Consider the following 25806-nt stretch of genomic DNA (forward strand, 5'->3'; position numbering starts at 1 on the left):
GGCGGACCGGGCGATCGCCCGGTCCGCGGGTCAGCGGCCGAGCAGGGCCAGGGCCAGGGCCAGCCCCGGGTCCTTGCCGGCCGAGACGTCCTCGGCGGTGAGCGGGACGTAGTGGTCGGGAGCCACGCCGCTGCCGTCGACGACCTCCCGGTCCGGCCCGAGGTGCCGGCGGCCGGGCAGCAGGAGGAGGCTGTTGTCGTCGAGCAGGTACGGCGCCGCCGCGCCGGAGACGATCCCGCCGGTGCGGGTGCCGACCAGCGTCCCGGCCTCGAGGTCCTTGACGGCGGCGGCGAAATGGTCGCAGGCCGATCCGCAGTCGCGGTCGGTGAGCACGACCAGCGGCAGGTCGAGCAGCGGGACGCTGTCGACGGTGGGGCTGGTCAGGCAGTCCCCGTCGACGTCGCAGTGGTAGGCGGTCACCTTGCCGTGCACCCAGGCGCTGACCAGCCGGGCCGCCTCCTCGGGCGATCCGCCCCGGTTGCCGCGCAGGTCGAGGACCACGCCGCGCGGCGTCGTGCCCTTGCCGACGTCGTCGATCGCCTTGAGGACGGTGTCCGCCGACCGCATGCCGAACCCGGCGAGCTTGACGTAGGCGATGTCACCGCGCACCGCCTTGGCCGTCACCATCCGGCTCGCCTCGGCGTCGGGCGTGAACAGGGCGGGCGTGAGGGTCACCGTCCAGGTGCGGCCGGTGGCCGGGCGGCGCAGCTTAATCCGGACCGGCCGGCTGTCGGGGTAGGCCGGGAAGAGCTGCGCCGTGGCGCCCGTGGACAGGACACCGCCGGCGAACGGCGGCGCGCCGTTGACCGACTCGATCACGTCGCCGGGGCGCAGCCCCTTGCCGGCCGCCGGCCCTCCGGTGACGGTCCTGACGTAGAGCGGAGCCAGTGCCTGGTGCGGCGCGTTCTGGATCAGCCCCATGGAGGGGGAGGTGACGATGCCGAGCCCGTAGCTCGTGCCGGGGCCGGCGTCGGGGTGCACCTGCGTGCGTGCCCAGCGGGCGTGGTTGTCGGCCAGGCGGTCGACCATCGCGTTCATCGTGGCGGCGGCCAGCGACTGCCGTACCGTGTCGTCGGCGGGCAGCGCGCCGGTGACGCGGGAGTAGACGGCGGCGAAGGCGGCCCAGTCCTTGTGCCGGTCGCCCGACAGCGCGGGCATCGTGGCCTCCGGCGCGTCGAGGCCACGCCGCTCCAGCTCGCGGGCGAACCCGGCGAAGGCCGCGGTCAGCAGCAGGCGGTTGTCGAGCTTCTCGCCGCCGTAGTAGTGCGCGAAGACGCAGTGGTAGGCCTGCTCGATGGTGGTGATCGTGGTGGGCCGCGTCGGCGCGGTCCGGCCGGGCGGTCCGTTGACGGCGGTGCACGCGGGCGCGTCCTGGCCGGTTCGCGCGACCTGTGCGGCGCCGGGCGTCACGGTCACCGCTCCCGCGCCGGGCGTCAGGGTCGTGGCTCCCGCGACCGCCAGCGCGACGGCGACGAGCCGCCGCCGGGCCGGTGCGAAGCGCTTCATCGTGGCGATGCTCCTTGGTCAGGTCGAGGGGAAGAAGACGATCTCGGGGTACTTCGCGGACGGGCCGTCCAGGAGAGGGGCGTCGCGCTCGCGCAGGCAGCGGTCGAAGAACGCGGCGACGTAGGCGCGCTGCGCGGCGGTGCACCGGCCTGGCGCGATCGTGCCGACCGGCTCGGTCAGCGCGGCGGGGATGACCTTGGCCGTGGCCAGCTGGTGGATCAGCTGCTTGTCGTCGGTGTAGCTGGCGTGGGTCGAGCCCTTCAGCGACAGGAACCACCGCCGGCCGCGCAGGTGGGACCAGAATCCCGCCATGAGCGCGCCGAGCTCGTCGGGCCCCTTGCCAGCGCTGCTCATGATCATGAAGGGCCGGTCGCCGATCCGGGTGGCGACCTGTCCCGCCAGCTCACCGGCCCGCTCCGGCGGCATGGGCGGCGCGATCGAGACAGTCGGGATGACGTGGCCGTCCAGGTCGAGGCCCGCCCTGATCCTGGCGTCGTGGGCCATGCTCTGGCCGGTGGTCGCGCCGCCCAGGGAATGCCCGAACATGCCGATCCTGTCCAGGTCCAGGCAGCCGGCCAGGCCGGCGGGCAGCGCGCGCTTCGCCGCGTCCGGGTTGCGCCCGGCGGCCAGCGCGGCGAGCGCGTCGAGGACGAAACGGGTGTCGGCCACGCGTACCTTCACCGCGGTCTGCGCGCCGTTCCTGTCGAGGGGCGGCAGGTCGCGCTCGACCCGCCCGCCGGGGAACTCCACGGCCCAGGCGTCGTGGGTGTGGTCGATGGTGACCACCACGTAGCCGCGGCTGGCCAGGTCCTCGACCAGCGTGGTTCCCACCGCGCGAGGCTCGCCGGCGCCGGACGAGTACAGCACGACAGGACAGCGGCGACCGGCCCTGACCTGGACACCCTCGCGAGCGTGGGTGAGCGGGAAGCCGACGCCGTCCAGCGAGATGTCGACCCCGCCCAGGTCGAGCCGTTCGGCGGTCCGCCGCAGGCCCTCGGCCGTCATCGTGCGGTAGCGGGCCAGCGCCCGCGTGGTCATCCACGGGGCCGGCCGATGGCGGCCACCGGCGCCGCAGGCCGCCGGATACCAGACGCTGATCATCAGCTCGCGGGGGCGGGCGGCCTTCCACGGGTCGCGGCGCCCGCGGTCGACCAGGTGCAGCGCGATCGTGCCCACGTCGTGCGGTCCGGTCGGGACGGGAAGTTTCAGTCGCGGCGGGCCGGCCGCCAGCGCGGTGGCCGCCGGCGCCGGGAGCGCCAGGGCCGCGGCGAGCGCCGCGGCCCCACCGAGCAGGCCTCGCCGGCCGACGACCGCGGCCTCGTGCCACAGGTGATCTGACATGGACACCAGGTGTACGGCGGAGCCTGTCACACGGAGATCACACCGGCGGGCCCGGTTCGGCGGCTGCGGTAGAAACCCTGCTGTGACCCCGGTCGAGCAAGGCTTGACCAGCTGCGGTGGCTCATCGAAGGGAACGACCCGTGCGGGTGCTGGTGATCGAGGACGACGTGGAGATGGCCGAGGCGGTCGCCGACGGCCTGCGCCGGGCGCGGATGGCGGTCGACGTCGCCTACGACGGCAGGGGCGGGCTCGAGCGGGCCGAGCAGAACGACTACGACGCGATCGTGCTCGACCGCGATCTGCCGGGCGTGCACGGCGACCAGGTCTGCGCCGCGCTGGTGGCCGCGGGCAACCGGGCCAGGGTCCTCATGCTGACCGCGGCGGGCACCAGCCAGGACCTGGTGGAAGGGCTCGCCATCGGCGCCGACGACTACCTGCCCAAGCCGTTCGACTTCCCCGTGCTCGTCGCCCGCATCGGGGCGCTGGTACGGCGCGCCCAGCCCGCCATCCCGCCGGTCCTGCGCCACAGCGGCCTCATGGTCGACCTCGCGCGGCGCCGCGCCTACGAGGGTGAGCGGACGCTGGAGCTCACGCCCAAGGAGTTCGGGGTCCTGGAGCTGCTGCTGGCCTCCCATGGCCGGACGGTTTCCGCGGAGGAGCTCCTGGAGCGCGTGTGGGACGAGTTCGCCGACCCGTTCACCCGCACCGTCACCGTCACGGTCAGCAGGCTGCGCGCCAAGCTCGCCGACCCCTCGATCATCGAGACGGTGGCCGGGGCCGGCTACCGGCTGCGGAGCGCCTGATGCGCGCCCTGCCGCGCAGGACCGTCCGCATGCGCCTGACGATGCTGTACGGCGGGCTCTTCCTGCTGTCCGGCGCGGCACTGCTGGCGATCACCTACGCCCTGGTCGTGCACGCCACCAGCGGCGTCGTCTTCAGCGGCCAGGGCGGCAGCCTCGTCACCGGCGCACCCGGAGATCTTCTCGATCCTGGACCGCAGGTGCTCGGCGGTGCCGAAGGGCTGACCTACGAACAGGTCCAGGCGCAGGCCGAGGCGATGCGCACCCAGGCGTTGCGGCAGCACGACGCCGAACTCGACCAGCTCCTCACCCAGTCGGGCATCGCGCTCGCCGCCATGACGGTCGTCTCGATCGCGCTCGGCTGGATCGTCGCCGGCCGGGTGTTGCACCCGCTGCGCACCATCACCCGCGCCGCCCGGCAGATCTCCGCCACCAACCTGCACGAACGCCTCTCCCTTGCCGGGCCCGGCGACGAGCTCAAGGAACTCGGCGACACCTTCGACGGGCTGCTGGCCAGGTTGGAAGCCGCCTTCACCGCCCAGCGCAGGTTCATCGCCAACGCCTCCCACGAACTGCGCACGCCGCTGGCCAGGCAGCGGACCCTGGTGCAGCTCGCCCTGTCCGACCCAGAGGCGTCCACCGCGTCGCTGCGGGCCGCCCACGAGCGGGTGCTGACCACCAACCAGCAGCAGGAACGCCTGATCGAGGCGCTGCTCACCCTCGCCCGCGGCGAGGCGGGACTCGACCGGCGGGAGCCGTTCGACCTGGCCGAGATCAGCGAGGACGTGCTCGTGGCCCGCGAGTCCGAGGCGGTACGGCGCGGGCTGCGCCTGACCACGACGCTCGACCCGGCCCCTTCCGCCGGCGACCCGCGCCTGGTCGAACGCCTGGTCATCAACCTCGTCGACAACGCCCTGCGCCACAACGTCGACGGGGGTCACGTGCACGTCGCCACCGGCACCTCGGCGGGGCGGGCCGTCCTGACGGTCACGAACACCGGGCCGGTCGTCGCGGCCGCGGAGGTCGACCGGCTGCTGCAGCCGTTCCAGCGGGCGGGGGCGAGCCGTACCGGCCACGACGGCGGGCTCGGCCTGGGCCTGTCCATCGTGCAGGCCATCGCCACCGCCCACGGCGCGACGCTCGCCGTGCGCCCGTCGCCGGACGGCGGCCTGCGGGTCACCGCCGGCTTCGAACCCGCCGGTGGCACCGGATGACCGGTGCCCCCGAGGGTTCGCGTGGCTACCGGTGGGCGACCAGGACGGCGTGGTGGTCGGTGCCGTCCGGCCCGTCGGGGTCGGCGTGCACCGTGGCGGCCCGCAGGCGTGGCAACTCGTGGATGAGCCGGTGTTCGGCCGCCACCGCCACGGCGTGCGCCTCGACCAGCGACAGCTCGTGGCTCACCACGATGTCGACCTCGGCGCGCAGGGCGTGGCCGACCCAGCGCAGCCGTACCGAACCGGCCCGGACGACGCCGGGGACGGCGGCCAGGATGCGCTCGGCCGCGGCGACCAGCGTGGGATCCACCGCGTCCATCAGCCGGTGGTAGATCTCGCGGGCCGCGTCACGCAACACGAACAGGATGGCCGCGGTGATCAGCAGGCCGACGATCGGGTCGGCGACCGGGAACCCGAGCGCGGCACCGCCTGCGCCGAGGAGCACGGCGAGCGAGGTGAAGCCGTCGGTGCGGGCGTGCAGGCCGTCGGCCACCAGCGCCGCCGAACCGATCTCGCGGCCGACCCTGATGCGATAGCGGGCCACCCACTCGTTGCCGGCGAACCCGACGATCCCGGCGGCGGCCACCAGCCCGAGCGCCTGGACGTCCCGCGGATCGAGCAGCCGTGTGACCGCCTCGTAGCCCGCCAGGCCCGCCGAGGTCGCGATGAGCAGGACGATGACGATGCCCGCCAGGTCCTCGGCCCTGCCGTAGCCGTAGGTGAATCGCCGCGTGGCCGTCCGCCGCCCCACCGAGAACGCGATGGCCAGCGGGATCGCCGTCAGGGCGTCGGCGACGTTGTGCAGCGTGTCGCCGAGCAGCGCCACCGAGCCGGAGAAGGCGACGATGACCGCCTGGACGGCGGCGGTGACCATCAACACGGCGAAGGAGACGGCGACGACGCGTATGCCCCGGCTGCTCGACTCCAGGGCCGGGTCGGTCTTGTCCGCGCTGTCGTGGCTGTGGGGGGTGAAGGCGTGCCCGAGGCCGGACAGCAGCCGCCCGAGCCGCCCCCTGGCACGCCCATGACCGGCGTGCCCGTGCCCGTGCCCATGACCGGCGTGCCCGTGACCGTGGCCGTGGCCGTGCCCGTGGCCGTGCGCCGGCAAAGACCCTGTCTCGTTCTGCTCAGGCATGACCCACCTCACTTGCGCATGACCCGTTTGTCGGCATCATATGTAGTCATGTACGCACGCGACAACGAATCAGGTGCCACACAGTCGCAGGAACAACCCACCAGCGCGCAGGTCGAAGCCGCCGTCGACGCCTTCCGGATGCTCAGCGACGCGACACGCCTGCGACTGATGTGGCTGCTCTCCTCCGGCGACTACGACGTCAGCTCGCTGGCGCAGGCCCTCGGCGTCGCGCGCCCCTCCGTCTCGCAGCACCTGGCCAAGCTGCGCCTGGCCGGCCTCGTCGAGACCCGGCGCGACGGCCGGCGCGTGGTCTACCGGGCCCGTGACGCCCACGTCCGGGCGCTCATCCACGAGGCGCTGTTCCACGCCGACCACGAGGTCTCGGGCATCCCCCGGCACGACTGAGCCCGGCACGACTGAGCCCGGCACGACTGAGCCCGGCACGACTGAGCCCGGACCGGCTGAGCTCGGACCGGGCTTCAGGAGCGGCGGATGAGGCCGCGCTTGACGGCGGCGGCCACCGCGGCGGTGCGCGAGTCGACGCCGAGCTTGGCGTAGATGTGCACCAGGTGCGTCTTGACCGTGGTCTCGCTGAGGAACAGCTGCTTGCTGATCTCCCGGTTGGACAGGCCGGCGGCGACGTGGACGAGCACCTCGAGCTCGCGGGGGCTCAGGGTGACGTCCGGGGTGCGCATCCGGTCCAGCAGCCGGGAGGCGACGCTGGGGGCCAGGGCGCTGCTGCCGGCGGCCGCCGAGCGGATGGCCGCGTGCAGCTCGTGCGGGGGCGCGTCCTTGAGCAGGTAGCCGGTGGCGCCGGCGTCGACGGCGGTCAGGATGTCGGCGTCGGTGTCGAAGGTGGTGAGCACCAGCACGCGCGGGCCCCCCAGGGCGACGATGTGGCGGGTGGCCTCGCTGCCGTGCATGCCGGGCCCGAGCTGCAGGTCCATCAGGACGACGTCCGGTGACAGGCGACCGGCCAGCTCGACGGCCTCCTCCCCGGTGGCGGCCTGGCCGACCAGCTCGAAGTCGTCCTGGTCGGCCAGCATGGCGCGCAGCCCCGAGCGGACCACCGGATGGTCGTCCACCAGCAGGATCCGGATCGCCGCCGTCATGACGCCCTCCCGGCCGGCAGCGGCAGGGCTGCCACGATCGCGGTGCCCTCGCCGGGGACGGACTCCACCGTCAAGGCGCCGCCCAGCGCCCCGACCCGGTCACGCATCGCGCGCAGGCCGAAACCGGTCCCGTGGCCGGCGCCCGCGCCGGGGTGGGCGGACCGGTCCGGATCGAAGCCGCGGCCGTCGTCGACGACGTCGAGCACCACCATGTCGTCGAGGTAGGTGAGCGTGACCGCGGCGTGCCGGGCGCCGGAGTGCCGGCTGACGTTGCCCAGGGCGCCTTGCGCGATGCGCAGCAGCACGGGGTCGTAGTCGGTGGGCAGCGGCAGGGGGCTCCCCGACACCTCGAAGCGCGCCTGGATGCCGGTGCCGGCCAGCGCCGTGTCGCTGACGCGGCGCAGCGCCGCGACGAGCGAGGACTGCTGCAGCGCGGGCGGCGCCAGCGCGCGCACGAAGTTGCGCGCCTCCTCCAGGTTGTCCTGGGCGGCGCGCTCCGCCTCGCCGATGCGCGCCTCGGCCTGCCCGGGATCGTGGGCCAGGTCGCGGCGGGCGGCGCGCAGCAGCAGGATGATGCTGGACATGCCCTGGGCCAGGGTGTCGTGGATCTCCCTGGCCAGGCGTTCCCGCTCGGCCAGGCGGGCGCCTTCGCGTTCGGCCTCGACCAGCTTGTCCTGGGTGCGCACCAGGTCGTCGATCAGCCGGCGGCGCTGCTCGCTCTCGGCGTACAGGGCCTTGTAGACCATGGCCATGAGCGTGGCGACGACCGCGCCGACGACCGGGCCGATCACCTGCGCCGCGGTCAGACCCCTGGTGTGCCAGCCGGTGGCGGCGATGGCGGCGGCGGTCAGCAGGGCCACCCCTGGCAGGGCGATCGGCAGCGGCAGCAGGTGCAGGTAGGCGAAGAACAGCGGAAAGGCCAGCCAGATGTACTGCGGGGCGGCCAGCGCGAGCGCGGCCCAGCCCATGGTGATCAGGGCGAGCCAGATCCGGCCCAGCAGCAGGTGGGTGCGACCGCCGAAGTGCGGCAGCCGCCGCTCGATGACGATGCCCGCCATGTACACCACGCCCAGCAGCGCACCCGCGGCGGCCAGCAGGCCATGACCGTGGCGGAGCAGGCTGGTCAGCGCGATGACCAGCAGGGTCGCGAAGGTGCCGTGGACGGTCCACCGCAGCAGCCGCAACGCGGGCGGAAACGGATGGTTCATCATCTCTCACTCAGCGTAGGCCCGGTGGATCAGCTGCCGCATCGTTCAAAAGGTGTATTCCGGCTGACCGGATGAGGGAGCCCCGCCGGTCCGCGGGCACGATGCGCCACCGCGGCCGGACCGCGCACGCTGGGAGGCGCACCCCCTCACCCACCGCCACCCAGGAGGACGCGCCGTGTTCGTGGCGCTCAGAGACCTACGCTTCGCCAAAGGACGCTTCGCCCTCATGGGTGTCGTCGTCGTGCTCATCACGCTGCTGGTGACCATGCTGTCCGGCCTGACCGCCGGCCTGGCCCGCGAGAACATCTCCGCGGTCGAGAACCTGCCTGCCGACCACATCGTCTTCTCCGGCGGGGACAAACCCGCCTTCGCCGACAGCCGGATCAGCGAGAGCGCCTGGAAGGCGTGGCAGGCCGTCGACCACGTCCAGGCCGAACGCCTCGGCGTGTCCATGGCCCGCCTGACCCGCGGCGACGACAGCGAGGCCGTCGCCGTCTTCGCCGCCCAGCCCGGCGGCCGGCTCGCCCCGGCGTCGCTGCGCGCCGGCACCGTGGTGCTGCCGACGGCCCTGGCCGGCGACAGCGACCTGTCGGCCGGGGACACGGTGCAGCTGTTGGGCCGCGACTTCACCGTCGTCGTCGGCGACGGCACGGCCTCCTACAGCCACACCCCGGTCGCCTGGATCAGCGTCGAGGACTGGACCCCGCTGGCCCGCCAGGGCGAACCCGACACGGCGGCGACCGTCCTGGCCCTGCGCACCGGCGACCAGGCCGACCTGACCGGCCTGACCGCCGCCGACACCCGGCTGGGCACCACCACCGTCCCGCTGGCCGACGCCCCGGCCGCGGTCGGCTCCTACACCTCGGAGAACGGCTCGCTGCAGCTGATGCGCGGCTTCCTGTTCGCGATCTCCGCCCTGGTCATCGGCGCCTTCTTCACCGTGTGGACCATCCAGCGGCGCGGCGACGTCGCCGTGCTCAAGGCGCTGGGCGCCGGCACCGGCTACCTGCTGCGCGACGCGCTCGCCCAGGCCGTCGTCGTGCTGCTGCTGGGCGCCGGCATCGGCGGCGCGCTCGGCGCCGGCTTCGGCGCGCTGGTCGAAGGCACCGTCCCGTTCGTGCTGTCGCCCGCCACCACGATCGTCCCCGTGGTCGTGATGATCGCCCTGGGCGCCGGCGGCGCCGCCCTGGCCATCCACAAGATCACCTCGGTTGACCCGCTGACCGCTCTGGGAGCCTCCCGATGACCCTCAAGCTCACCGACGTCGTCCTGACCTACCCCGACGGCGAGCGCACCCTCACCGCCCTGAACCATGTCGACCTGGCGGTCGCGCCCGGCGAGTTCACCGCTGTCGTCGGCCCGTCCGGGTCGGGCAAGTCCAGCCTGCTGGCCGTCGCCGCGACGCTCATCCGCCCCACCTCCGGCACCGTGTCGGTGGCCGGGACCGACGTCACCGACGCCGGTCAGGCGGCCAGAACCCGGATACGCCGCGACCACATCGGGATCATCTTCCAGCAGTCCAACCTGCTGCCCTCGCTGACCGCGCTCGACCAGCTCCTGGTCATGGCCCACATCGCGGGCACCAGACCCGCCGCCGCGTCCGCGCGCGCCCGCGAGCTCCTGGGCGCCGTCGACCTGGCCGACAAGCACGGCAAGCTGCCCCATCAGCTGTCCGGCGGCGAGCGTCAGCGGGTCAACATCGCCCGCGCCCTGATGAACGAGCCCGAGATCCTGCTGGTGGACGAACCCACCAGCGCCCTCGACCACCGCCGCGGCGAGCTGATCGTCGCCCTGCTGGCCACACTCACCAGGAAGAACAACCTGGCGACCGTGATGGTCACCCACGACACCTCCACCCTCGCGATGGTCGACACCGTCGTGACCATGACCGACGGCATCCTCACCAGCGGCGGGTGGTCGCCGACCGGGTGAGCGTGGTGACCCCCGTGAATGCCACCACGCAGAACAGGACCGCCCGGTCGGGAGCCCGGTCGCCGCTACCGGTCCCGGGCTCAGGTCATGCCTCCAGTACGCCAGAGCGCGTCCGCCCCGTCAGGTCACGAATTCTCGTGACTTGAAGCCCGTGCGAGATCGTGGTAATGCCCTCCGGCGCGAGCCCCGCCAGGTAAAACCGCCCGGCGGCCATGGCAAAGGATCGCGTGTTGGCGGGCCCGATCTCCGCCCCTCCTGGCAAGGTCAACGCGGCCGCCACGCCGATGAACGATGGAGGGGCAGATGCGTCTTGTCGGGGGAGGAGAGCAGTTCGACCGCCTGCTCTCCGCTGCGAGGGCCTACTGGGGCAGGCGTCCTTCCCAGCCCGGGACCTGCGTGGTGGCCGAGGCCATGCACCAGGACATCCGGGTGATCGTCCGCAACCTGATGCTGGCCAACGCGATCTGCGATCTGACCTCCGCACGGCTGGTCGTGCTCACCGGTCTCGACCGGGAGTGGAGCCGGCTGCTGTGCGAGGACTTCGACGTGGCGCGGGTACGCAGGCTGGCGGAGGCGTTCGGCGCGGACGACATCATCGACGTGCACGATCTCACCGAGCGCCGGCTGGCGAGGGAGGGTGACGCTCCCGCGGCCGGGGTCGAGCAGGCCACGCTGGACGCGCTGGAGAAGGCGAGCCTGCTCCGGCTCAACCGGGTGCCACGGCTGCCCCGTACCGAGGACGAGCGGTACCGCGCGCGCCGCGCCCGCGCCAGGGCGCTGTCGGCGGTCTACGAGCGGATCTTCTCCGACCTGTCGCCCACCGCGCTGGTCACCAGCCAGGTCGACTACGACCAGTGGGGGCTGGCGGTCGACACGGCGATGCGGATGGACGTCCCGGTCGTGCACGTGCAGAGCACCGGGTCGCTGAAGGCGTACACGCTCTTCCCCGAAGCGCGCCAGGGGACGGGTACCTTCCGCGAGGAGCTCACCGGCGAGATCGCCCGCTACTTCGACTGGCACGTCTGGCCGTACAGGGACCTCGTCAGGCCGAACGCCGAGCAGGTGGCGTGGCGCGCGAAGACCGGTCCAGGCGGGGGCGGCCCCTTCGAGGTACGCACCGAGACCGAGCGCCGCCAGCTGCGCGAGCACGGCTGCCACCGGCTCGGCCTCGGGCCGGAGCGCCCCCTCGTCACCGTGTTCAACCAGGCCGTGTCGGACGCCGTCGGGTCGAACCGCGAGCTGTTCGACGACCTGGCGGAGTGGCTGGAGGAGACCGCCGCGTACGCCGTGGCCGAGGAGTCGGTGAACTGGCTCTTCCTCGACCACCCCGGCCAGGACCGGTACGACACCACCGGTCACTTCGCCTCCGTCGCCGCACGCTGTTCCGGACGCTCGCACCTGGCCTTCGCGACGAGCCTGGAGCTGTCGAGGAACATGCTGTGGAGCATGACCGACGTGGGCGTCACGGTGCGCGGCGGCGTCTGCGGCGAGTTGCCCGCGTTCGGCGTCCCGGTGATCCAGGCGGGCTGGGCGGAGTGGAGCGGCTGCGGCCTCACGCACGTCGCCGAGACGCGGGACGACTACTGGGCCCTGCTGGGCGAGTCCGTCGCCGATCTGGTCAAGGGCGGCCCGGTCCTGGGCCCTGAGCAGCGGGAGCGGGCCCGGCTGTGGCTGTGGCTGTCCCGTAGCGGGGCCGACGTGTCCTCGCCGGTGCTGCCGCACGCGGAGATGGGCGAGGGCGAGGAGTACCTGCGCGCGCTCACCGTCGGCCTGCAGCACGTGGAGCGTGACGGCGACCCGCTGCACTGCGCGGTGCGCCGCATGTGGGGGCGGCGCGAGCCGCTGCTCAGCCGGTTCGACTTCCGGGATCCAGCAGGGCTCGCCGCGGCCCTCACCGCATCGAGGAGCACATCATGACCATACTCCTGAACGGCTTCGCCACCTGGCTCGACGAGGCGGTCGCCGAGCTGCGGCCACCGGTCGAGGTGTTCGACGGTCAGGCGGCGGCGTTGACGGTGACCGACCAGTTCCACCGGGGCAGGCGGATCGTGGGCCGGTTCGAGCGCTCGGGGCTCATGGGGTTCAAGGTCGCGGCCGGGGGCCGCCGCCTGCGCGTCACGGTGACGCTGGCCCTGGACGCCGTCTCGGTGCCCGGCTGGCACCTGCCGGGGTCCTCGGACCTGGTCAAAGCGCATCAGCTGCCGCCGCGCCTGGTGCAGGTGCGCGCCCAGGGGCAGCTGCGGCAGTGCGTCCTGCTGAAGGGCGGCAAGGGCATCACGAGCGCGCGCGCCGTCTTCGACCTGCTGCCCGACGAGGTGCCCGACGACGGCCTGATCTGCGTGGAGGCCCTGGACATCACCGAAGGGCACGGGCTGTCCCGGGAGGCGCGCGAGGCGGTGGCGGGCCGCGTCATGGGCGGTGGCGCGGCGGGTCTGCGCGTCGACGGCGTCGTGATCGAGGAGGCGCCGGAGGGGAAGGCGGTCCCGCGAAGCGAGCGAGCGGACGGCGCCGGCTGCGAGGCCCTGTCGCTGGTCAGCGGAGGCGGCCTGGCCCACCTGCACCGGCGCGGCAGCCGCTCGCTGCGTTCCGGTTTGTTCGTGGTCAACCCCGTCCCGCCGGGCGTCGCCGGCTCGGGCGGCAGGCTGACCTTCCGGCTGGGCAGCATGGCGGACACCGCCGGCCGGGCCACCACGGCGAGGGACCGCGCGCCGGCGCGCCGGGTCCTCCGCCGGGCGGGCGTCGAGGCGCGGCGGCTGCGCCACCGGACCCGCGAGGCCCTCGGTACGGCGGCGCCGTCCGTGGACCAGATCGTGAGCGTCAGGGACGGGGCTCTGGCCGGTCCCGTCAGGGCCACGACGGCGGGCAACATCCTCGAGCTGGAGCTGCCCGCTCCTGCCGCGCCCCTGCTGGTCTTCCTCTCCGCGAGGCAGGGCGCCGTGCCCGCCCTGCTCTCAGCGAACTGGACCGGCTGAGGTCCGTTCCGCGCCCGCTCCCGCCCGGCGACCGGCTACGCTCCGGCGAATGATCACACCATGGGATCCCGAGGCGGACGGCGTGCTGCGGCTGCCGTCGGGCCGGCTGGTGCGCGGCCGGGGGCTGCGGCGACCGCTCCCCGCCGGGCCGGAGCCGTCCTTCGCGCTCCACCTGCTGGGCCACGAGCCGCCGGCCGTCGCCTGGGAGGCCCGCTGGCTCCGCTGGCCCGACTTCTGGCTGCCGTCCGACCGTACGGCGACCGCCGACGCGCTGCGCGAGGCATGGGCGCGCGCCGAGAGCGAGCGGGTCGAGGTCGCCTGCGGGGGCGGGATGGGGCGCACCGGTACGGCACTGGCCTGCCTCGCCGTGCTGGACGGCGTGCCGAGCGGCGAGGCGGTCGGCTACGTCAGGGCGCACTACGCCCGGCGCGCCGTCGAGACGCCGTGGCAGCGCCGCTTCGTCCGGCGCTTCCGGTAGCGGCTCCGGTTCCCGGCGCACGCGTTGTTTCCCGGCGCACGCGTTGTTTCCCGGCGCACGCGTTCCTCGGACGGCGCGGCGACCGTCGGGGCGCCCAGCCGGAAGCCCGCTGCTCAGCCGGTCAGCTCGTACACGGCGAACCGGCCCTTGGCGAAGCGAAGCGTGGCGAAGGCGGCGAGCTCGGGGGCGACCGGTGTCCTTCGCCAGTGATGGGCCAGCAGCCAGCGCACGCCGTACCGCTCCCTGAGCAGGCGCGCCGCCTCCGCGGTGGGTGCGGTGAAGACGGCGTCGTTGGCCGCCAGCAGCGCGCCGTCCCAGAACGGCTGGGCGGCCATGGACTGCCGGTTGACGTCCTGCAACGCCGCCAGGTTCGTCGCGGTGTAGGACCAGCTCTCGACCAGGACGCGCCGCTCGGCGTACGCCGACATCCAGAAGTGCCTGCTGTCGCACAGCCGCACGGTGACGCGGCAGTGCGCGTTGGTCGCCAGGACGTCGCCGGGGTCGGAGTGGTCGCGCACCCAGCGCGCGGCCGCGATGCCCCCCACCGGGATCTCCCGTTCCGAGGGGCTGCCGCGCGATGTCAGCGCGTTGCGCACCGGCGGCACCGCCGAGGGCGCCGACAGCCCGACGACGACGAACAGCACCGCCGCCCGCCGCCACGGGACGCGCCGCAGCGACACCGCCACGGCGAGCACGATCACGGCCAGCGCGGCGAAGGGCAGGAGGAAGGCCGCGCTGAACCCCGTGTCGCCGAGGACGGCGAGCTGGGGCGGGAAGGCGTGCCCCACCGCCCGGAACAGGAGCACGACGGCCGTCCCCGCGGCGACGGCCGCGCCGGCGAGCACGGGGCGGCGCCGCGGGGGAAGCGCGTCGAGCGCGGCGAGCGCCCCCACGGCGGCGACGATCCACAGGTACGGCCGGGCCGCGGTGAGGAAGTAGAGCTGGCTCATCCCCGGATGCCCCAGGAACAGCACCGCCCCGAGCGAGCCGAGGCCGACCCCGAGGAACAGGGTCAGCCCCCGGTCCTCGGCCGATCCAGGCTTGCGCCGGGGCCCGAACGCCCCCACCCAGAGCGCGGCCCACGCCAGCAGGAAGGTCACCGAGATGACGACGGGCGCGAGCGGGACCTCGTCGATGCGGGCCGTCGTCGTCCACGTCGCGACCATCCGGAAGGTCGTCGAGTACGGCCACAGCCGCATCCCCTGCGACGCCCCGCCGAAGAGGACGAGCTGGGCGAACGCCAGCGTGGCGAGCGTGACAGCGCCGAGCAGGAGGACGCCGCGGTCCACCCGCCGCGACCTCACCCAGTCCACCACGACCAGCAGGCAGATCCCGGCCAGCAGCAGGGGCAGATAGGTCGCCTTCGCCCCTGACAGGGCGACCAGCAGCACGACCACCGGAACGAACGTCGCCTTCCGCCGCCCGTCCCCGCGCAGCAGGCCGACCACCAGCAGCGCGAGAGCGCCGAAGAGGGCCGCGCCGAAGGTCTGCGTGGGGCTCAGCCAGGCCAGCGAAGCGTCCAGCGGACCTGAGGTGAAGGGGCCGGGCAACCAGGCGTAGGGGTTCGGCGGGGCCAGCAGGTAGGTCGCGGCGAGCGCCAGCACGCCGGGCAGCCAGGAGCGGGTGATCAGGTACGCGACGGCAGGGACGAGCACGACGAAGATCGCCAGCATCGGCAGCATGGCGAGGCGGTACAGGATCGTCTGGGCCTCGATGCCGGTCGCCCAGCTCGTGGCGGCCATGTCCGCGTAGACGAACCAGTGGTAGGACAGCGGCTCGCCCATGACGTGGGGCACGGTCGGCGGCATGTGGTGCCGCAGCTCCCCGACGAGCGACAGGTGGAACGGCATGTCCACGTACGGCGTCGCGTTCCCCGGCCACCGCAGGCCGTGGCCGGCGAAGAAGGTGAGCCCGCTGGAGACGGTCAGGAAGCAGAACACCGCGCTGAGCGCCGCGCCGTACCCGAGGGGGATGCGCGGCCGCGCGCCGGGCAGCCAGTGCCGGCGCAGGCGCGGAACCGCGACGAAGGCCACGAGGACCGCCGCCGGGCCGAGGACGGCCAGGCGGGGCTGGCCGGCCGCCCTGGCCGCCATGTAGGTGAAGATCTCCAGCGTGTACCCGAGGGCGGTTCCCGCGGCCAGGTCGACGGCCGTGGGCAGCCGCAGGCGGGTGAGCGCCCGCCAGAGCAGGGTTCCTGGCAGGGTGAGGGCGAGCGCGACATACGCCGCGAAGACCGCGACGTCTTTGGGCGGCGTGCCGTGGACCAGCAGCGTTCCGGCCGCCACCAGGACGGCGACGGCGCCGGGAAGCGCGCCCGCCAACCGCCGCCCCGGCCTCGGCGCGGCCGCTTCGGCGGCTCCCGCGCGCTCGATGATCGCCGTGGTCATCGCGTCACCCTCCTGCGGCGTACCGGGCCTATGCCGTGAATGTCGGGCGCGCCGAGCGGAACACCCAGCGGTCCAGGGCGACGAAGCGGAAGACCGTGATCGCCAGATAGGAGACGACGAGGGTGGCGACCTCCAGGCCCCGCCCGTGTTCGGGCAGGGACTGGACGACTGCCGTGACGACGACCGTGGTCACCAGGTAGTTCAGCGCGAACAGCAACCCGGCACGGAAGTGGGCGCGCAGCCGGGGGCCGCCGTGGCGGCGGAAGGTCCAGCGCCGGTTGGCCTCGGTGTTGAACAGCGTGGCCACGCAGAGCGCGGCCAGGTTGGCCATCGCGGGCGACCAGGCGGTGCGCAGCAGCAGGTACAGGAGCGTGTGCAGCACCGTGCTGACCACTCCGACCAGCGCGAACGACAACAGCTTGGCCAGCAGCGGGTTGCGCGGCTCGGCGATCGTGGCCTGCGGGTGGAGCGGCGCGAGCTCCGAGCGCCTGGGCACCGGCACCCGCGCCGCGCCCGTCGACATCGCCCAGGCCATGCGCCACAGGCCGCGGAGATCGTCATAGGCGGTGCGGCAGACCTTGACCCGGGTGTCGACGTCCTCGTACCAGTCGACGGGTGTCTCGTGGATGCGCAGCCCGTTGTACTCGGCCAGCAGCAGCAGCTCCGTGTCGAAGAACCACTTGTCGTCGGCGATCTTGTCCAGGAGCGGCCGGACCCGGTCGGCCCGGACGGCCTTGAAACCGCACTGCGCGTCGCTGAACCCGGCCCCGAAGCCCATCCTGATGATCATGTTGTAGGCGCGGGAGACGATCTCCCGCTTGACGCTGCGGTGCACCCGGGCCGTACGCGCGAGCCGCGTCCCGATGGCCACCTCGGAGTGGCCGCTGATCAGCGGGGCCACCAGCGGCAGGAACGCGTCCAGGTCGGTGGACAGGTCGACGTCCATGTAGGCGACGATCGCGGCCGGGCTCTCCCGCCAGGTCTGCTTCAGCGCCGCCCCGCGGCCCCTGATGTCCAGCCGCCGCGCGTACACGTTCTCGTAGGTACGGCTGAGCTCCTGCGCGATGGGCCAGGTCCGGTCGGTGCTGCCGTTGTCGGCGATCGTGATGCGCCACGGCAGCGGGAACGACTCCGACAGGAAGGCGTGCAGCGTCTTGACGCACCCGGGGAGCGCCAGTTCCTCGTTCAGCACCGGGATGACGACGTCGACGACCGGCTCAGCCGTGCCGTCCGGTGCGAGCTCGGGCCGGAACGCCGTCTTCGTCCGGGTGGCGACAGGCGCGTTCATCCGCGCCCCTCCCGGTCCGCTCCGCCATCGCCCATCGGCCGCCCGATCTTCACATCGCGCATGAATGCATCCGTTCGTTCGCCGCGCGTGACCATGCCGGCGCGGGTGGTCCCGCAGCCCAGTGACGATCGTCTTGCCCCGGTCGGGACGAACCCCTGCGATTCATGGTTCGAGTACCGTGCTGTTGCCGAGCCTTTACCGCAGGCAGACCTGGCGGGCCGGAAAGGGCCGATCCGGCTTTGCCAACCCTTCGACGGCCGATATGGCGTCTCTGGCCCGCGCCATCCGGGACCGGCCCCACGCCGGACGGCCAGGAGACCAGGCGGCCGGTCCGGCGTCCCCCGTTCACGGACGATCGACTCTCAAATGACAGACCCCGCCGGCCCACGGACGATCGACTCTCAGATGACAGACCCTCGCCGGTCCACGGACGCTCGGCCCCCCTCCGACGGCCGGACCCGCGCCCACCCCCATCCGGGCCGAGACACTTGCCGGTCTACGAGCGGGTGGCCGGGGTAAGGCGGGTGCGCAGGTCGGCGTGGCCTGCTCCGGACAGCCGGGGCAGGGCGGCGGCCCCTCGGCCGGCCAGCAGCAGCAGCAGGATCGCCCTGATATCGCCCTCGACCCGCGCGCCCTGCCCCGCCGACCACGTGCAGTCGGTGGCGACCAGTTGGAGACCCGCCAGCCGGTGTCGCGCCCGGAACGGCCACCCCATGCCCCACACCCGGGTCGCGGCGGCCGCCGTGGGCCGCACCGGCATGGGCCGTTCCCGCCCCAGCGGGAGCGCGATGTCCTGTCCGTGCACGAGAACGTCGATGAGCGGCTCGAAGTGGCTGATGACGGGCGCCTTCCTGCGCGAGCCCACCATGTCCCTGAGCAGCGCGCCGTACCGCTGGACGGGCAGCGCGGCCTGCCGTACGGCGGTGTCGTGGATCATGCGGTTCAGGTCTCCGCGGGCCCGCAGCAGCTCGTAGGCCGCGCGTCCCGGGCCGGTGTGGGGAGAGCGTCAGGTGGGCCGCCACGTCGCGCACCCGCCGGCCCTCGCACAGGGACGGGGTCTCCCACTCCCGCTCGGACAGCTCGTCGAGGAGGTCCGCGAGGCCGGACCGCTCGTGGTCGATGGCGTGCCGCGGAATGGACGCGGCACCTCGGCAGTCGCGACGCCGCCCACCTCCGCCGCGCGCTGACCCGCCTGCGCGAGATCACCGATCCGTACCAGTGATCTTCGCGTAGACGTACATGTCCCTGCGCGCGCCGCCCACCTCCATCCAACTGCGCAGCAGACCCTCCCGCTCGAACCCGGCCCGCTCGGCGGCCTTCCACGAACCCGCGTTCCACGGCTCGACGTGCAGCTCCAGCCGCGGGATGCGCAGCTCGTCCAGCCCCCAGGCCGAGATCGCCAGCAGGGCGGCGGACGCGACGCCCTGCCCGCGGGCCGACCCGGCCACCCAGTACCCCACCGACGCCCGGCCGTTGGCGCCCGGCCACAGGCCGATCTGGCCCACCGCGCGGCCGGAGCGGGCGTCCGCGATCGCGAAGGAGTAGCCGGCCCCGGTCTCGGCCCTGTCCCACTGCCGCCGGACGAAGGCGGCGCCCTCCGCCTCGCTGTAGACCGGCGGCACGCTGGTGATCAGCGGGATGTACGGGTCCCGCGCCGCCTCCCGCACGGCCTCGACGTCACCCAGCTCCCAGCGGCGCAGCACGAACCGCCCGCCGGCGTCCAGCACGGGTACGACGAGAGGATCGTTCCCGCTTGACGCGGTCCGCTTCGCGGGCGGGCGTGCGGGCGAGGGTGTGCCGATGTGGTCCATGGCGTCCAGTTCTCCAGAGGTTGCGGCGTTCCGCCGTCCTTCGAGAAGATCATGCCTCTGTCACCCCCCGGAAGGACGCGTATGAGACGCCTGACGCTGGCGGCCGCGATCTCGGTGGCCGGACTGTTAGCCCCCGCGACCGCCCACGCGGCGGACGAGGTGCAAGGCGTGGACGTGAGCAACTGGACCGGCGACGTCGACTGGGCCAAGGTACGCGACGGCGGCGGCCGGTTCGCGTTCGTGCAGGCCACCGAGGGCGCCGACTACCGCAACCCGCGCTTCGCCGCGCAGCACGGCGGAGCCGCGGCGGCGGGGCTGCTCAGGGGCGCCTACCACTTCGCCCAGCCGCACGAGACGGACGGGGCCGCCCAGGCGGACTTCTTCGTCGACAACGGCGGCGCGTGGACCTCCGACGGCCTGACCCTGCCCGGCGTGCTCGACGTCGAGGACAACCCCTACAAGGACAAGAACGGCAAGAACTCCTGCTACGACCTGTCCCCCGAGGACATGGTCACCTGGATCGGCGACTTCACCAGGCGTTACCGCGAGCGCACGAGGCGCCATGCGGCCATCTACACCACCACCAGCTGGTGGAAGACCTGCACGGGCGACACCAAGAAGTTCGCGAAGAATCCGCTGTGGCTGGCCCGCTGGGGCACCGAACCCGGCGAACTCCCCTCAGGATGGAAGAAGCACACCTTCTGGCAGTCGGCCGACAAAGGCCCCCTGGTCGGCGGCCAGAACTCGTTCAACGGCTCGGAGTCGCAGCTCAAGGCGCTGGCCAACCCGCCCGCCGAGGTGACGGTGACCGGGGCGGCCAGAAGCAGGAAGCTCTACACGATCACGCTGAAGAACACCGGTGTCCACCCTGTCACCGACGTCAGGCTCGAGGGCCGCACGTTCGGCGGGCAGAAGGTGGTCAAGGCGGGTCCCGGTTGCTCGTTCAGCGGTACGGCGGTGCGATGCCTCATCCCCAAGGTCAATCCAGGACACTCGTTGCGGATCACCATCGCGACCAAGCCCTCGAAGGCCACGGGCAGAGTCGGCGTCGACGTGACGGTGGGCTCGGTCGAGCTCTCGCTCTCGGCGCGTTAGCCGTCCTCCTCCTGGCGGTGCCGGCGTCGATGCCGCTCCGCCAGCTCGCCATGCCGTCCATCGTCCGCCTGGCCTACCAGTACCAGGGGATTCCCTACTCCTGGGGCGGCGGGCACAAGGAGGATCCGGGGCCGTCGACTGGAACGTGCCAGGGGTACACCGGCAAGATCAAGCCGTGTCCCGCGACCCGGACGCGGGGGCTGGACTGCTCGGGGCTGACCCGGGTGGTCTACGCCCGCGCGTACGGGGCGGACGTGCTGGGGCCCGGCAACACCGACGAGCACCTGCGCAGGATGCGCCGCGTCGACCAGCCGGAGCCGGGCGATCTGGTGTTCTTCGGCAGGCCGAGGACCAAGCACGTGGGGATCTATCTCGGCGGCGGCCGGATGATGAACGCTCCGGAGACGGGGGCCGTCGTGCGCGTGGACCGCGTCGACCGGCGCAAGAACCTCGTCGGCTACTACCGCTTCTGAGACCCGCGTCACGGTTTTTGCGACTCGCGTGGCACATGAACTGTTTTGGTATGGCTGTAACCCGTGACGACTTCCGAAAAATGAGAGACCTGAGGTCTACTCTGTGCCGCTATGAACAGGCGCTGGGTGGGCCCGAGAGGGCTGGAGATCGTTCCCGCGGAGCGCGCGGGACAGCAGGTCCTCCGCGTCCGGAGATACGGCCGGCTCGTGGCCGACTGCCTTTCGGTCGAAGCCGTCGCGATGCACGTGGACCTGGCGGACCTGTGCGAGGTGGTCGAGCTCGCGGGCCGCACCAGTTCGCATCATCGCTAGGGGCCGTGTATGGTTACACCTGTCCGACAGCGCCGCAAGGCCCGGCGGACAGGCCCCTATAGCTCAGTCGGCAGAGCGTCTCCATGGTAAGGAGAAGGTCAACGGTTCGATTCCGTTTGGGGGCTCCCAGCTCGAACGCCCGCCCTTCCTTGAGGTCGGGCGTTTCTTGTATGGATTTCAGGTGCGGGGGGTTCCTGAGGCATACTGGGAAGCACCTCGCTCGACCCGGTGAAGTCGTGGCATGTTCGTGACTACTCCGAGGGTCGGGTATCCTTCACTGGCCGGGAGTTTCGACCGGCAGCAAGGCGGAGTAGCTCAGTCAGGCAGAGCAAACGGCTCATAATCGTTGTGTCGCCGGTTCAAGTCCGGCCTCCGCTACTACCCGAACCCGAGTGCATCGCTCGGGCACGGGTGTGTCCCAGTCCCAAACGTAGAAAGGCACTCCCACGTGGCTGCCACCGACGTTAGGCCGAAGATCACGCTGGCCTGCCAGGAGTGCAAGCACCGCAACTACATCACGCGGAAGAACCGGCGCAACGACCCGGATCGGCTTGAGCTGAAGAAGTACTGCCCCAACTGCCGCACCCACCAGGCGCACCGCGAGACCCGCTAGGTCCGCGCCCGTGGGCGCCACACACGGCGTCCCACCGCGAGACCGGCCGAGGTCCGCGCCGGTGGCTGCAAGTCCAGCCACCGAGCCAGGTGTACGGCACGGCAGACGGCGACCGGGCTGCCGCTCGGCGCTCCTGACGCATTCAGCACAAACGGCGTCCTCCACGGGGGGCGCCGTTTGTCGTTCCCTGGACCCCGCCCCTCCCTGGACCCCGCACCCTTCACCGGCTCGTCCCAGGTCCCGCGTCTCCCTGGATCCCGCCCCCCGGCTTCCCTTCAGGTCCCGCACCTCCATGGATTCGCACTCCTACCCGGGTCCTGCACCTTCCTGGACTCCGCGCCCTCCCGGATCCCACACGCTCCTGGACCCCGCACCCTCCTGGACCCGCGCCCTCCGGGACACACCCTTCCTTGGGTCGTGCGCCTTCCTTGGGGCGTGCACCCTTCCTTGGGTCGTGCACCCTTCCTTGGGTCGCGGACCAGCGACAGCCGAATGTTGTTCTGTTACCGTCGGCTCAACAGCCCAGAACGCACCTAAGGAGCACGGGCACTGATGGCCTTGAACCGTGATTTCGTGGGTCGGACCTACACGTCCACCACCTCGTACGAGGTCAGCCGGGTGAAGATCAAGGAGTTCGCCGCGGCTATCGGTGACAGCAACCCCATCTACCGGGACCGGGAGGCCGCGCAGGCCGCCGGGCATCCCGACGTGGTCGCCCCGCCGACCTTCCCCATCGTGTTCAGCCTGCAGAGCGGCGGCGACGCGCTCGGCGACCCCGACCTGGGCCTCAACCTGGCCATGGTCGTCCACGGGGAGCAGCGTTTCGAGTACACCCGCCCGATCTACCCCGGCGACGAGCTCGTCACCACCTCGACGATCACCGAGATCCGCAGCGCGGGCCGTAACGAACTGCTGACGATCAGGAGCGACGTCACGACGGTGGCAGGGGAGCCGGTCTGCACCACCTACAACACGATCGTCGAGCGCGGAGGGGCGGGCTGAGATGGCGGCCACGGTGAAGTACGACGAGGTCGAGGTCGGCCAGGAGCTTCCGGCCGCCGACTACCAGGTGCGCCGCGTCAACCTCGTGATGTACGCGGGCGCGTCCGGCGACTTCAACCCGATCCACTGGAACGAGCGCTTCGCCAAGACGGTCGGCCTGCCCGACGTCATCGCCCACGGCATGTTCACCATGGCGCAGGGCGGCCGCTTCCTCACCGACTGGGCCGGCGATCCGGCCGCGGTCGTCGACTACGGCGTGCGTTTCTCCTCGATGGTGGTCGTCCCGGACGACGACACCGGCGCGACGATCACTGTCAGCGGGGTCGTCGAGGAGAAGCTGGAGGACAAGCGGGTGGTCATCGGGCTGACCGCCATGGCTGGTGACGCGCGGGTGCTGTCCAAGGCCCGGGCGGTCGTCCAACTCGTCTGACGTGCGCTTCACCCGCCCGACCGGCCCCGGCCCGGCGCACTCGACGAGCAAGACGGGCCGGACGAGCGCAGCCGGATGTGCGGGCGGGCGGCGAGTGGGGTCGGGTGCGGCTCGCCGGTCGGGCGGTGGCTCAGGAGGGTCGCAGCACCCGGGTGGCGCCCGCGATCAGCGCCGTGGCCAGGATCCAGCCGGACGTGATCAGTGCGTACGCCAGCCCCTGCGTCCACCCCATCGGGTCGAACAGCTCGCGCTGCCCGAAAGTGGGCAACGGCAGCAGCAGATCGAAGGTGTAGGCGAAGGAGTCGAACCCCGGGCTCTCGGCCGGTTTCAGCGCCTTGGGCGGCTCCATGCCGAACACCACGGTCCCCACCGCCAGCAGGAGCGCGAACCACAGCGCCGCCAGCCAGGGGCGGTAGCCGTACCCGACGGTGGCGTCGAGCAGCCGGCCCCACAGCCGCCCGCCGGCGCCGAACGTGCGGCGGCGGGCCCGCTGCTTGGCGAGCAGGGTACGGCGGGCGAGGGTGTCGTTGCCGTCGCGCAGGTACCAGGCGGCCAGCTGCTCGTAGGGCTGCGGCAGGAACCCGCGCGGGTCGCGCGAGACCCACTCGACCCGACGTCCCACCCCGCCGCCGCGCAGGGTGTCGTAGACCAGGCCGTTCAGCCGCAGCTCGGCGGGCCACGTGGCGGGGTCGTCATGCAGCGTGCCGATGCGGGAGTGGGCGAGGCTGACCACGCCCTCGACGGGTTCGGCGTACTTCAGGTAGACCTCGCGCGCCTCGATGTGGCTGGCGTGCAGCGCGTAGGGGGTGTCGGGGCTGCGCAGGACGCCGCTGATCGACAGGTTGCCGTTGATGCGGGCCCCGCGCAGCCTCAGGCAGCCCAGGGCGGTGAACCCCTTCCCGCACTGCAGGACGTCCTCGACGACCATGCTGTCGCCGGTCAGCGCGTCGGCGCCGGGATTGCGGAGCGTCGCGCCGTTCAGGAAGAGCCCGCCGTTCAGCCGCGCGCCGACCAGCCTGAGCCCGCCGGAGATCTCGGCGTTCTCCAGGTAGTAGCCGGCGTCGACGGTCAGCGCGCCCGTGTACACGCCGCCGTCGATCTTGGTCCCGCCCATCCACAGGCCGTTCTCGAACGTGGCGCGGGCCAGCCGTACCGTGCCGGTGACGTGCGCCCCCGACAGGCTGAGGTGCCCGGCGACGCGCAGGCCGCCGCCGTTGAAGCCGGGCATGTGGCAGTCGGTGAAGCGCATGGTCCTGGTGACGCTGCCGCCGAAGTCGGGCGCCTCGTCGAGGTAACAGCCGCTGAGCGAGAGCTCGTGGTCCACGGTGCCGCCGCGCAGCTCCAGGCGTCCGGTGATCCTCGCGCCGCGCAGCCGTACGGCGGGCACCGTGCCCACCCCCGGCTCGCGCGCGCCGAGCAGCAGCGCCACGATCACCTGTGCCCTGACCGTGCGCTCGGGGCCCCACGTCGCGCCGTCGGCGGGCGCGTTCTCCCCTGCGGTACGGCCGATGCCGACCGGATTGTCCCCCAGCTGAACCTGCGTGCCCGAGTGGAACGCCCGCCACAACCTGCGTTCCGCCTGGGTCATGCGCAGGCGTAATCCGTTCTGAACGACCATGGCCTGATTGTTACGCAACCTTTCGCCGACCAGCCGCATCTACCTTGTGACGAAAGGAAGAAGGATGAACCGTACCCGCGGGTTCGCACTGCTCGCCGTGGCCACCGCCGCCTCGGTACTCATGGTCACGCCCGCCCAGGCGGCGGCGAAGAGCGAGGTCAGGTACGGGTGGGTCGCCGCCTGTGCCAAGAAGGACTACACCGTCCCGTGCGGCCCGTGGCATCTGGCGCTGGGCAACGGCAAGGACGTCCAGCTCAAGGACGCGGTCGTGCATCCCACCGTGGCGGGCGGGAAGATCGACAAGGAGGCGAGCGCGCCGGTCGCGATCAGCGGCGACGGCCGGCTCGTCGGCTACTTCCGCGCCGCCGACCGCAGGCTCGTCATCCGTGACCTGGCGTCCGGCTCGGTCAAGGCGCTGCCCGGCACGGCGGCGCTGGCGCCCAAGAGCACCGGCATGCTGGGCGTGGACCCCACCTTCTCCCCCGACGGCCGCCGCCTCGTCATCGACTACTACGACGACCCCGGCAAGCTGCCCTCGCTCCTGGTCGACCTCAAGACGAACGCGATCCACAAGATCCCCGGCAGCGAGACCGTCCAGGGGTTCAGCCCCGACGGCTCGCACCTGCTCACCACCCGCGGCACCGACGACAACACCACGGAGCTGGCCGTCTACGACGAGTCGGGCACCGAGGTGCAGAGCAGGGTCGTGCCGCAGGTCGTGGCGAACAACGCGCCGATCGGGCTGGCCGACGACGGCGTCACGGTCGGATTGGTGATCGTCAGCCCGCAGACGAACGGCAAGACGCGGCTGCGCACCTACGACCTGTCCGCGGACGCGGTCTCCGACGCCGTCACCCTCCGCCTGCCCGCGGGCGAGTCGCCGAGCCGGCTGGTCTGGAACACCTCGGGCGACGTCACGCTCTGGACCGTCACGTCGGACGCCGAGGGCAACACCTCCAAGGCGATCAAGCGCGCGCTCAACCCGGAGACGGGGGCGACCTCCGTTCGCGACTCGTTCCGCATCAAGTCCGGCGTCTGGACGTGGTGGTTGCCCGGCGACTGACCCCAGTTATCGTGCC

At 72.5% G+C, this 25806-nt stretch carries 25 protein-coding genes and 2 tRNA genes; 17 read left to right on the forward strand and 10 right to left on the reverse strand.

What is annotated here, in order from left to right; translation table 11 throughout:
• Positions 1–30: 30 nt before the first annotated feature.
• Both ACWDLG_RS01840 and ACWDLG_RS01845 read right to left on the reverse strand, forming a co-directional pair.
• Complete coding sequence (locus ACWDLG_RS01840; protein WP_449914897.1) at positions 31–1506, reverse strand: S41 family peptidase; 1476 nt, start codon at positions 1504–1506, stop codon at positions 31–33.
• Between the two features lie 18 nt (positions 1507–1524).
• Positions 1525–2847 carry an alpha/beta hydrolase family protein gene (locus tag ACWDLG_RS01845; RefSeq protein ID WP_449914900.1) on the reverse strand — a complete coding sequence of 441 codons (1323 nt, stop codon included), beginning with the start codon at positions 2845–2847 and terminating at the stop codon, positions 1525–1527.
• Positions 2848–2987: 140 nt separating this feature from the next.
• On the opposite strand from ACWDLG_RS01845, the gene ACWDLG_RS01850 reads away from it, so the two are divergent.
• Both ACWDLG_RS01850 and ACWDLG_RS01855 read left to right on the forward strand, forming a co-directional pair.
• Positions 2988–3650: a response regulator transcription factor gene (locus ACWDLG_RS01850; protein WP_449914903.1), complete on the forward strand. Its 663-nt coding sequence runs from the start codon at positions 2988–2990 to the stop codon at positions 3648–3650.
• A complete protein-coding gene (locus ACWDLG_RS01855) occupies positions 3650–4861 on the forward strand; it encodes a sensor histidine kinase (protein WP_449914906.1) in 1212 nt (403 codons plus the stop codon). The genes ACWDLG_RS01850 and ACWDLG_RS01855 overlap by 1 nt, the downstream gene beginning before the upstream one ends.
• A 25-nt stretch (positions 4862–4886) precedes the next feature.
• Here the strand turns inward: ACWDLG_RS01855 and ACWDLG_RS01860 are convergent, their stop codons facing one another.
• Entirely contained in the window at positions 4887–5996 is a 1110-nt protein-coding gene (locus ACWDLG_RS01860) for a cation diffusion facilitator family transporter (protein WP_449914909.1), read from the reverse strand.
• A 48-nt stretch (positions 5997–6044) separates the two neighbouring features.
• Here ACWDLG_RS01860 and ACWDLG_RS01865 point away from each other — a divergent pair, with 48 nt between their 5' ends.
• A complete protein-coding gene (locus ACWDLG_RS01865; protein WP_449914912.1) occupies positions 6045–6401 on the forward strand; it encodes an ArsR/SmtB family transcription factor in 357 nt (118 codons plus the stop codon).
• A 74-nt stretch (positions 6402–6475) separates the two neighbouring features.
• Here ACWDLG_RS01865 and ACWDLG_RS01870 read toward each other — a convergent pair whose 3' ends face one another.
• Both ACWDLG_RS01870 and ACWDLG_RS01875 read right to left on the reverse strand, forming a co-directional pair.
• Complete coding sequence (locus tag ACWDLG_RS01870) at positions 6476–7108, reverse strand: response regulator transcription factor (protein WP_354907582.1); 633 nt, start codon at positions 7106–7108, stop codon at positions 6476–6478.
• Positions 7105–8319, reverse strand: coding sequence for a sensor histidine kinase (locus tag ACWDLG_RS01875; RefSeq protein WP_449914915.1), 1215 nt, complete (start codon positions 8317–8319; stop codon positions 7105–7107). The genes ACWDLG_RS01870 and ACWDLG_RS01875 overlap by 4 nt, the downstream gene beginning before the upstream one ends.
• 223 nt (positions 8320–8542) lie before the next feature.
• On the opposite strand from ACWDLG_RS01875, the gene ACWDLG_RS01880 reads away from it, so the two are divergent.
• The 5 genes from ACWDLG_RS01880 (at position 8543) to ACWDLG_RS01900 (ending at position 13698) form a co-directional block, all read left to right on the forward strand.
• Positions 8543–9562 (forward strand): FtsX-like permease family protein, encoded by a 1020-nt coding sequence (locus ACWDLG_RS01880; RefSeq protein WP_449914918.1) that lies wholly within the window; start codon positions 8543–8545, stop codon positions 9560–9562.
• The gene (locus ACWDLG_RS01885; RefSeq protein ID WP_449914921.1) at positions 9559–10248 is read left to right on the forward strand and encodes an ABC transporter ATP-binding protein; all 690 of its coding nucleotides are present in this window, start codon (positions 9559–9561) and stop codon (positions 10246–10248) included. The genes ACWDLG_RS01880 and ACWDLG_RS01885 overlap by 4 nt, the downstream gene beginning before the upstream one ends.
• 303 nt (positions 10249–10551) lie before the next feature.
• On the forward strand, positions 10552–12165 hold the full coding sequence (locus tag ACWDLG_RS01890; protein WP_449914924.1) for a hypothetical protein: 1614 nt from the start codon (positions 10552–10554) through the stop codon (positions 12163–12165).
• A complete protein-coding gene (locus tag ACWDLG_RS01895; protein WP_449914926.1) occupies positions 12162–13220 on the forward strand; it encodes a hypothetical protein in 1059 nt (352 codons plus the stop codon). Before ACWDLG_RS01890 ends, ACWDLG_RS01895 begins: the two co-directional genes overlap by 4 nt.
• Positions 13221–13269: 49 nt before the next feature.
• The gene (locus ACWDLG_RS01900) at positions 13270–13698 is read left to right on the forward strand and encodes a protein-tyrosine phosphatase family protein (protein WP_449914929.1); all 429 of its coding nucleotides are present in this window, start codon (positions 13270–13272) and stop codon (positions 13696–13698) included.
• Between the two features lie 113 nt (positions 13699–13811).
• Here ACWDLG_RS01900 and ACWDLG_RS01905 read toward each other — a convergent pair whose 3' ends face one another.
• From ACWDLG_RS01905 to ACWDLG_RS01920, 4 genes are all read right to left on the reverse strand, one after another.
• On the reverse strand, positions 13812–16085 hold the full coding sequence (locus ACWDLG_RS01905) for a hypothetical protein (protein WP_449914932.1): 2274 nt from the start codon (positions 16083–16085) through the stop codon (positions 13812–13814).
• Between the two features lie 28 nt (positions 16086–16113).
• Positions 16114–17373, reverse strand: a complete 1260-nt coding sequence (locus ACWDLG_RS01910) for a glycosyltransferase (RefSeq protein WP_449914935.1) — start codon at positions 17371–17373, stop codon at positions 16114–16116.
• Between the two features lie 496 nt (positions 17374–17869).
• Positions 17870–18310, reverse strand: a complete 441-nt coding sequence (locus ACWDLG_RS01915; RefSeq protein WP_449914938.1) for a hypothetical protein — start codon at positions 18308–18310, stop codon at positions 17870–17872.
• Between the two features lie 265 nt (positions 18311–18575).
• Entirely contained in the window at positions 18576–19100 is a 525-nt protein-coding gene (locus ACWDLG_RS01920; RefSeq protein ID WP_449914941.1) for a GNAT family N-acetyltransferase, read from the reverse strand.
• A gap of 165 nt (positions 19101–19265) precedes the next feature.
• On the opposite strand from ACWDLG_RS01920, the gene ACWDLG_RS01925 reads away from it, so the two are divergent.
• The 8 genes from ACWDLG_RS01925 (at position 19266) to ACWDLG_RS01960 (ending at position 23109) form a co-directional block, all read left to right on the forward strand.
• On the forward strand, positions 19266–20279 hold the full coding sequence (locus ACWDLG_RS01925; RefSeq protein ID WP_449914944.1) for a GH25 family lysozyme: 1014 nt from the start codon (positions 19266–19268) through the stop codon (positions 20277–20279).
• Positions 20280–20308: 29 nt separating this feature from the next.
• The gene (locus ACWDLG_RS01930) at positions 20309–20752 is read left to right on the forward strand and encodes a C40 family peptidase (protein WP_449914946.1); all 444 of its coding nucleotides are present in this window, start codon (positions 20309–20311) and stop codon (positions 20750–20752) included.
• Positions 20753–20863: 111 nt separating this feature from the next.
• Positions 20864–21064: a transposase gene (locus ACWDLG_RS01935; protein ID WP_449914948.1), complete on the forward strand. Its 201-nt coding sequence runs from the start codon at positions 20864–20866 to the stop codon at positions 21062–21064.
• A 52-nt stretch (positions 21065–21116) separates the two neighbouring features.
• Positions 21117–21189: transfer RNA gene (locus tag ACWDLG_RS01940), tRNA-Thr, on the forward strand.
• A 179-nt stretch (positions 21190–21368) separates the two neighbouring features.
• Positions 21369–21442, forward strand: a tRNA-Met gene (locus ACWDLG_RS01945).
• A gap of 70 nt (positions 21443–21512) precedes the next feature.
• Entirely contained in the window at positions 21513–21677 is a 165-nt protein-coding gene (gene rpmG / locus ACWDLG_RS01950) for a 50S ribosomal protein L33 (protein ID WP_181616146.1), read from the forward strand.
• Positions 21678–22229: 552 nt separating this feature from the next.
• A complete protein-coding gene (locus ACWDLG_RS01955; protein ID WP_354907604.1) occupies positions 22230–22679 on the forward strand; it encodes a MaoC family dehydratase N-terminal domain-containing protein in 450 nt (149 codons plus the stop codon).
• A 1-nt stretch (position 22680) separates the two neighbouring features.
• Positions 22681–23109, forward strand: a complete 429-nt coding sequence (locus ACWDLG_RS01960) for a MaoC family dehydratase (protein ID WP_354907605.1) — start codon at positions 22681–22683, stop codon at positions 23107–23109.
• Between the two features lie 130 nt (positions 23110–23239).
• Here the strand turns inward: ACWDLG_RS01960 and ACWDLG_RS01965 are convergent, their stop codons facing one another.
• A complete protein-coding gene (locus tag ACWDLG_RS01965) occupies positions 23240–24727 on the reverse strand; it encodes a hypothetical protein (RefSeq protein ID WP_449914956.1) in 1488 nt (495 codons plus the stop codon).
• A 64-nt stretch (positions 24728–24791) separates the two neighbouring features.
• Between ACWDLG_RS01965 and ACWDLG_RS01970 the strand changes: the two genes are divergently transcribed.
• Positions 24792–25790: a TolB family protein gene (locus ACWDLG_RS01970; protein ID WP_449914959.1), complete on the forward strand. Its 999-nt coding sequence runs from the start codon at positions 24792–24794 to the stop codon at positions 25788–25790.
• The last annotated feature ends 16 nt before the right edge of the window (positions 25791–25806 follow it).

This window comes from Nonomuraea sp. NPDC003727 (assembly GCF_053586935.1).

What these genes read in the sequence shown, in the direction of transcription:
- ACWDLG_RS01845 (WP_449914900.1), bottom strand. Translation starts at nt 2,847, where the DNA reads ATGTCAGATCACCTGTGGCACGAGGCCGCGGTCGTCGGCCGGCGAGGC.
- ACWDLG_RS01910 (WP_449914935.1), bottom strand. Translation starts at nt 17,373, where the DNA reads ATGAACGCGCCTGTCGCCACCCGGACGAAGACGGCGTTCCGGCCCGAG.
- ACWDLG_RS01890 (WP_449914924.1), top strand. Translation starts at nt 10,552, where the DNA reads ATGCGTCTTGTCGGGGGAGGAGAGCAGTTCGACCGCCTGCTCTCCGCT.
- ACWDLG_RS01855 (WP_449914906.1), top strand. Translation starts at nt 3,650, where the DNA reads ATGCGCGCCCTGCCGCGCAGGACCGTCCGCATGCGCCTGACGATGCTG.
- ACWDLG_RS01970 (WP_449914959.1), top strand. Translation starts at nt 24,792, where the DNA reads ATGAACCGTACCCGCGGGTTCGCACTGCTCGCCGTGGCCACCGCCGCC.
- ACWDLG_RS01930 (WP_449914946.1), top strand. Translation starts at nt 20,309, where the DNA reads ATGCCGCTCCGCCAGCTCGCCATGCCGTCCATCGTCCGCCTGGCCTAC.
- ACWDLG_RS01895 (WP_449914926.1), top strand. Translation starts at nt 12,162, where the DNA reads ATGACCATACTCCTGAACGGCTTCGCCACCTGGCTCGACGAGGCGGTC.
- ACWDLG_RS01885 (WP_449914921.1), top strand. Translation starts at nt 9,559, where the DNA reads ATGACCCTCAAGCTCACCGACGTCGTCCTGACCTACCCCGACGGCGAG.
- ACWDLG_RS01870 (WP_354907582.1), bottom strand. Translation starts at nt 7,108, where the DNA reads ATGACGGCGGCGATCCGGATCCTGCTGGTGGACGACCATCCGGTGGTC.
- ACWDLG_RS01865 (WP_449914912.1), top strand. Translation starts at nt 6,045, where the DNA reads ATGTACGCACGCGACAACGAATCAGGTGCCACACAGTCGCAGGAACAA.
- ACWDLG_RS01955 (WP_354907604.1), top strand. Translation starts at nt 22,230, where the DNA reads ATGGCCTTGAACCGTGATTTCGTGGGTCGGACCTACACGTCCACCACC.
- ACWDLG_RS01860 (WP_449914909.1), bottom strand. Translation starts at nt 5,996, where the DNA reads ATGCCTGAGCAGAACGAGACAGGGTCTTTGCCGGCGCACGGCCACGGG.
- ACWDLG_RS01925 (WP_449914944.1), top strand. Translation starts at nt 19,266, where the DNA reads ATGAGACGCCTGACGCTGGCGGCCGCGATCTCGGTGGCCGGACTGTTA.
- ACWDLG_RS01905 (WP_449914932.1), bottom strand. Translation starts at nt 16,085, where the DNA reads ATGACCACGGCGATCATCGAGCGCGCGGGAGCCGCCGAAGCGGCCGCG.
- ACWDLG_RS01915 (WP_449914938.1), bottom strand. Translation starts at nt 18,310, where the DNA reads ATGATCCACGACACCGCCGTACGGCAGGCCGCGCTGCCCGTCCAGCGG.
- ACWDLG_RS01900 (WP_449914929.1), top strand. Translation starts at nt 13,270, where the DNA reads ATGATCACACCATGGGATCCCGAGGCGGACGGCGTGCTGCGGCTGCCG.
- ACWDLG_RS01960 (WP_354907605.1), top strand. Translation starts at nt 22,681, where the DNA reads ATGGCGGCCACGGTGAAGTACGACGAGGTCGAGGTCGGCCAGGAGCTT.
- ACWDLG_RS01935 (WP_449914948.1), top strand. Translation starts at nt 20,864, where the DNA reads ATGAACAGGCGCTGGGTGGGCCCGAGAGGGCTGGAGATCGTTCCCGCG.
- ACWDLG_RS01880 (WP_449914918.1), top strand. Translation starts at nt 8,543, where the DNA reads ATGGGTGTCGTCGTCGTGCTCATCACGCTGCTGGTGACCATGCTGTCC.
- ACWDLG_RS01875 (WP_449914915.1), bottom strand. Translation starts at nt 8,319, where the DNA reads ATGATGAACCATCCGTTTCCGCCCGCGTTGCGGCTGCTGCGGTGGACC.
- ACWDLG_RS01965 (WP_449914956.1), bottom strand. Translation starts at nt 24,727, where the DNA reads ATGGTCGTTCAGAACGGATTACGCCTGCGCATGACCCAGGCGGAACGC.
- ACWDLG_RS01840 (WP_449914897.1), bottom strand. Translation starts at nt 1,506, where the DNA reads ATGAAGCGCTTCGCACCGGCCCGGCGGCGGCTCGTCGCCGTCGCGCTG.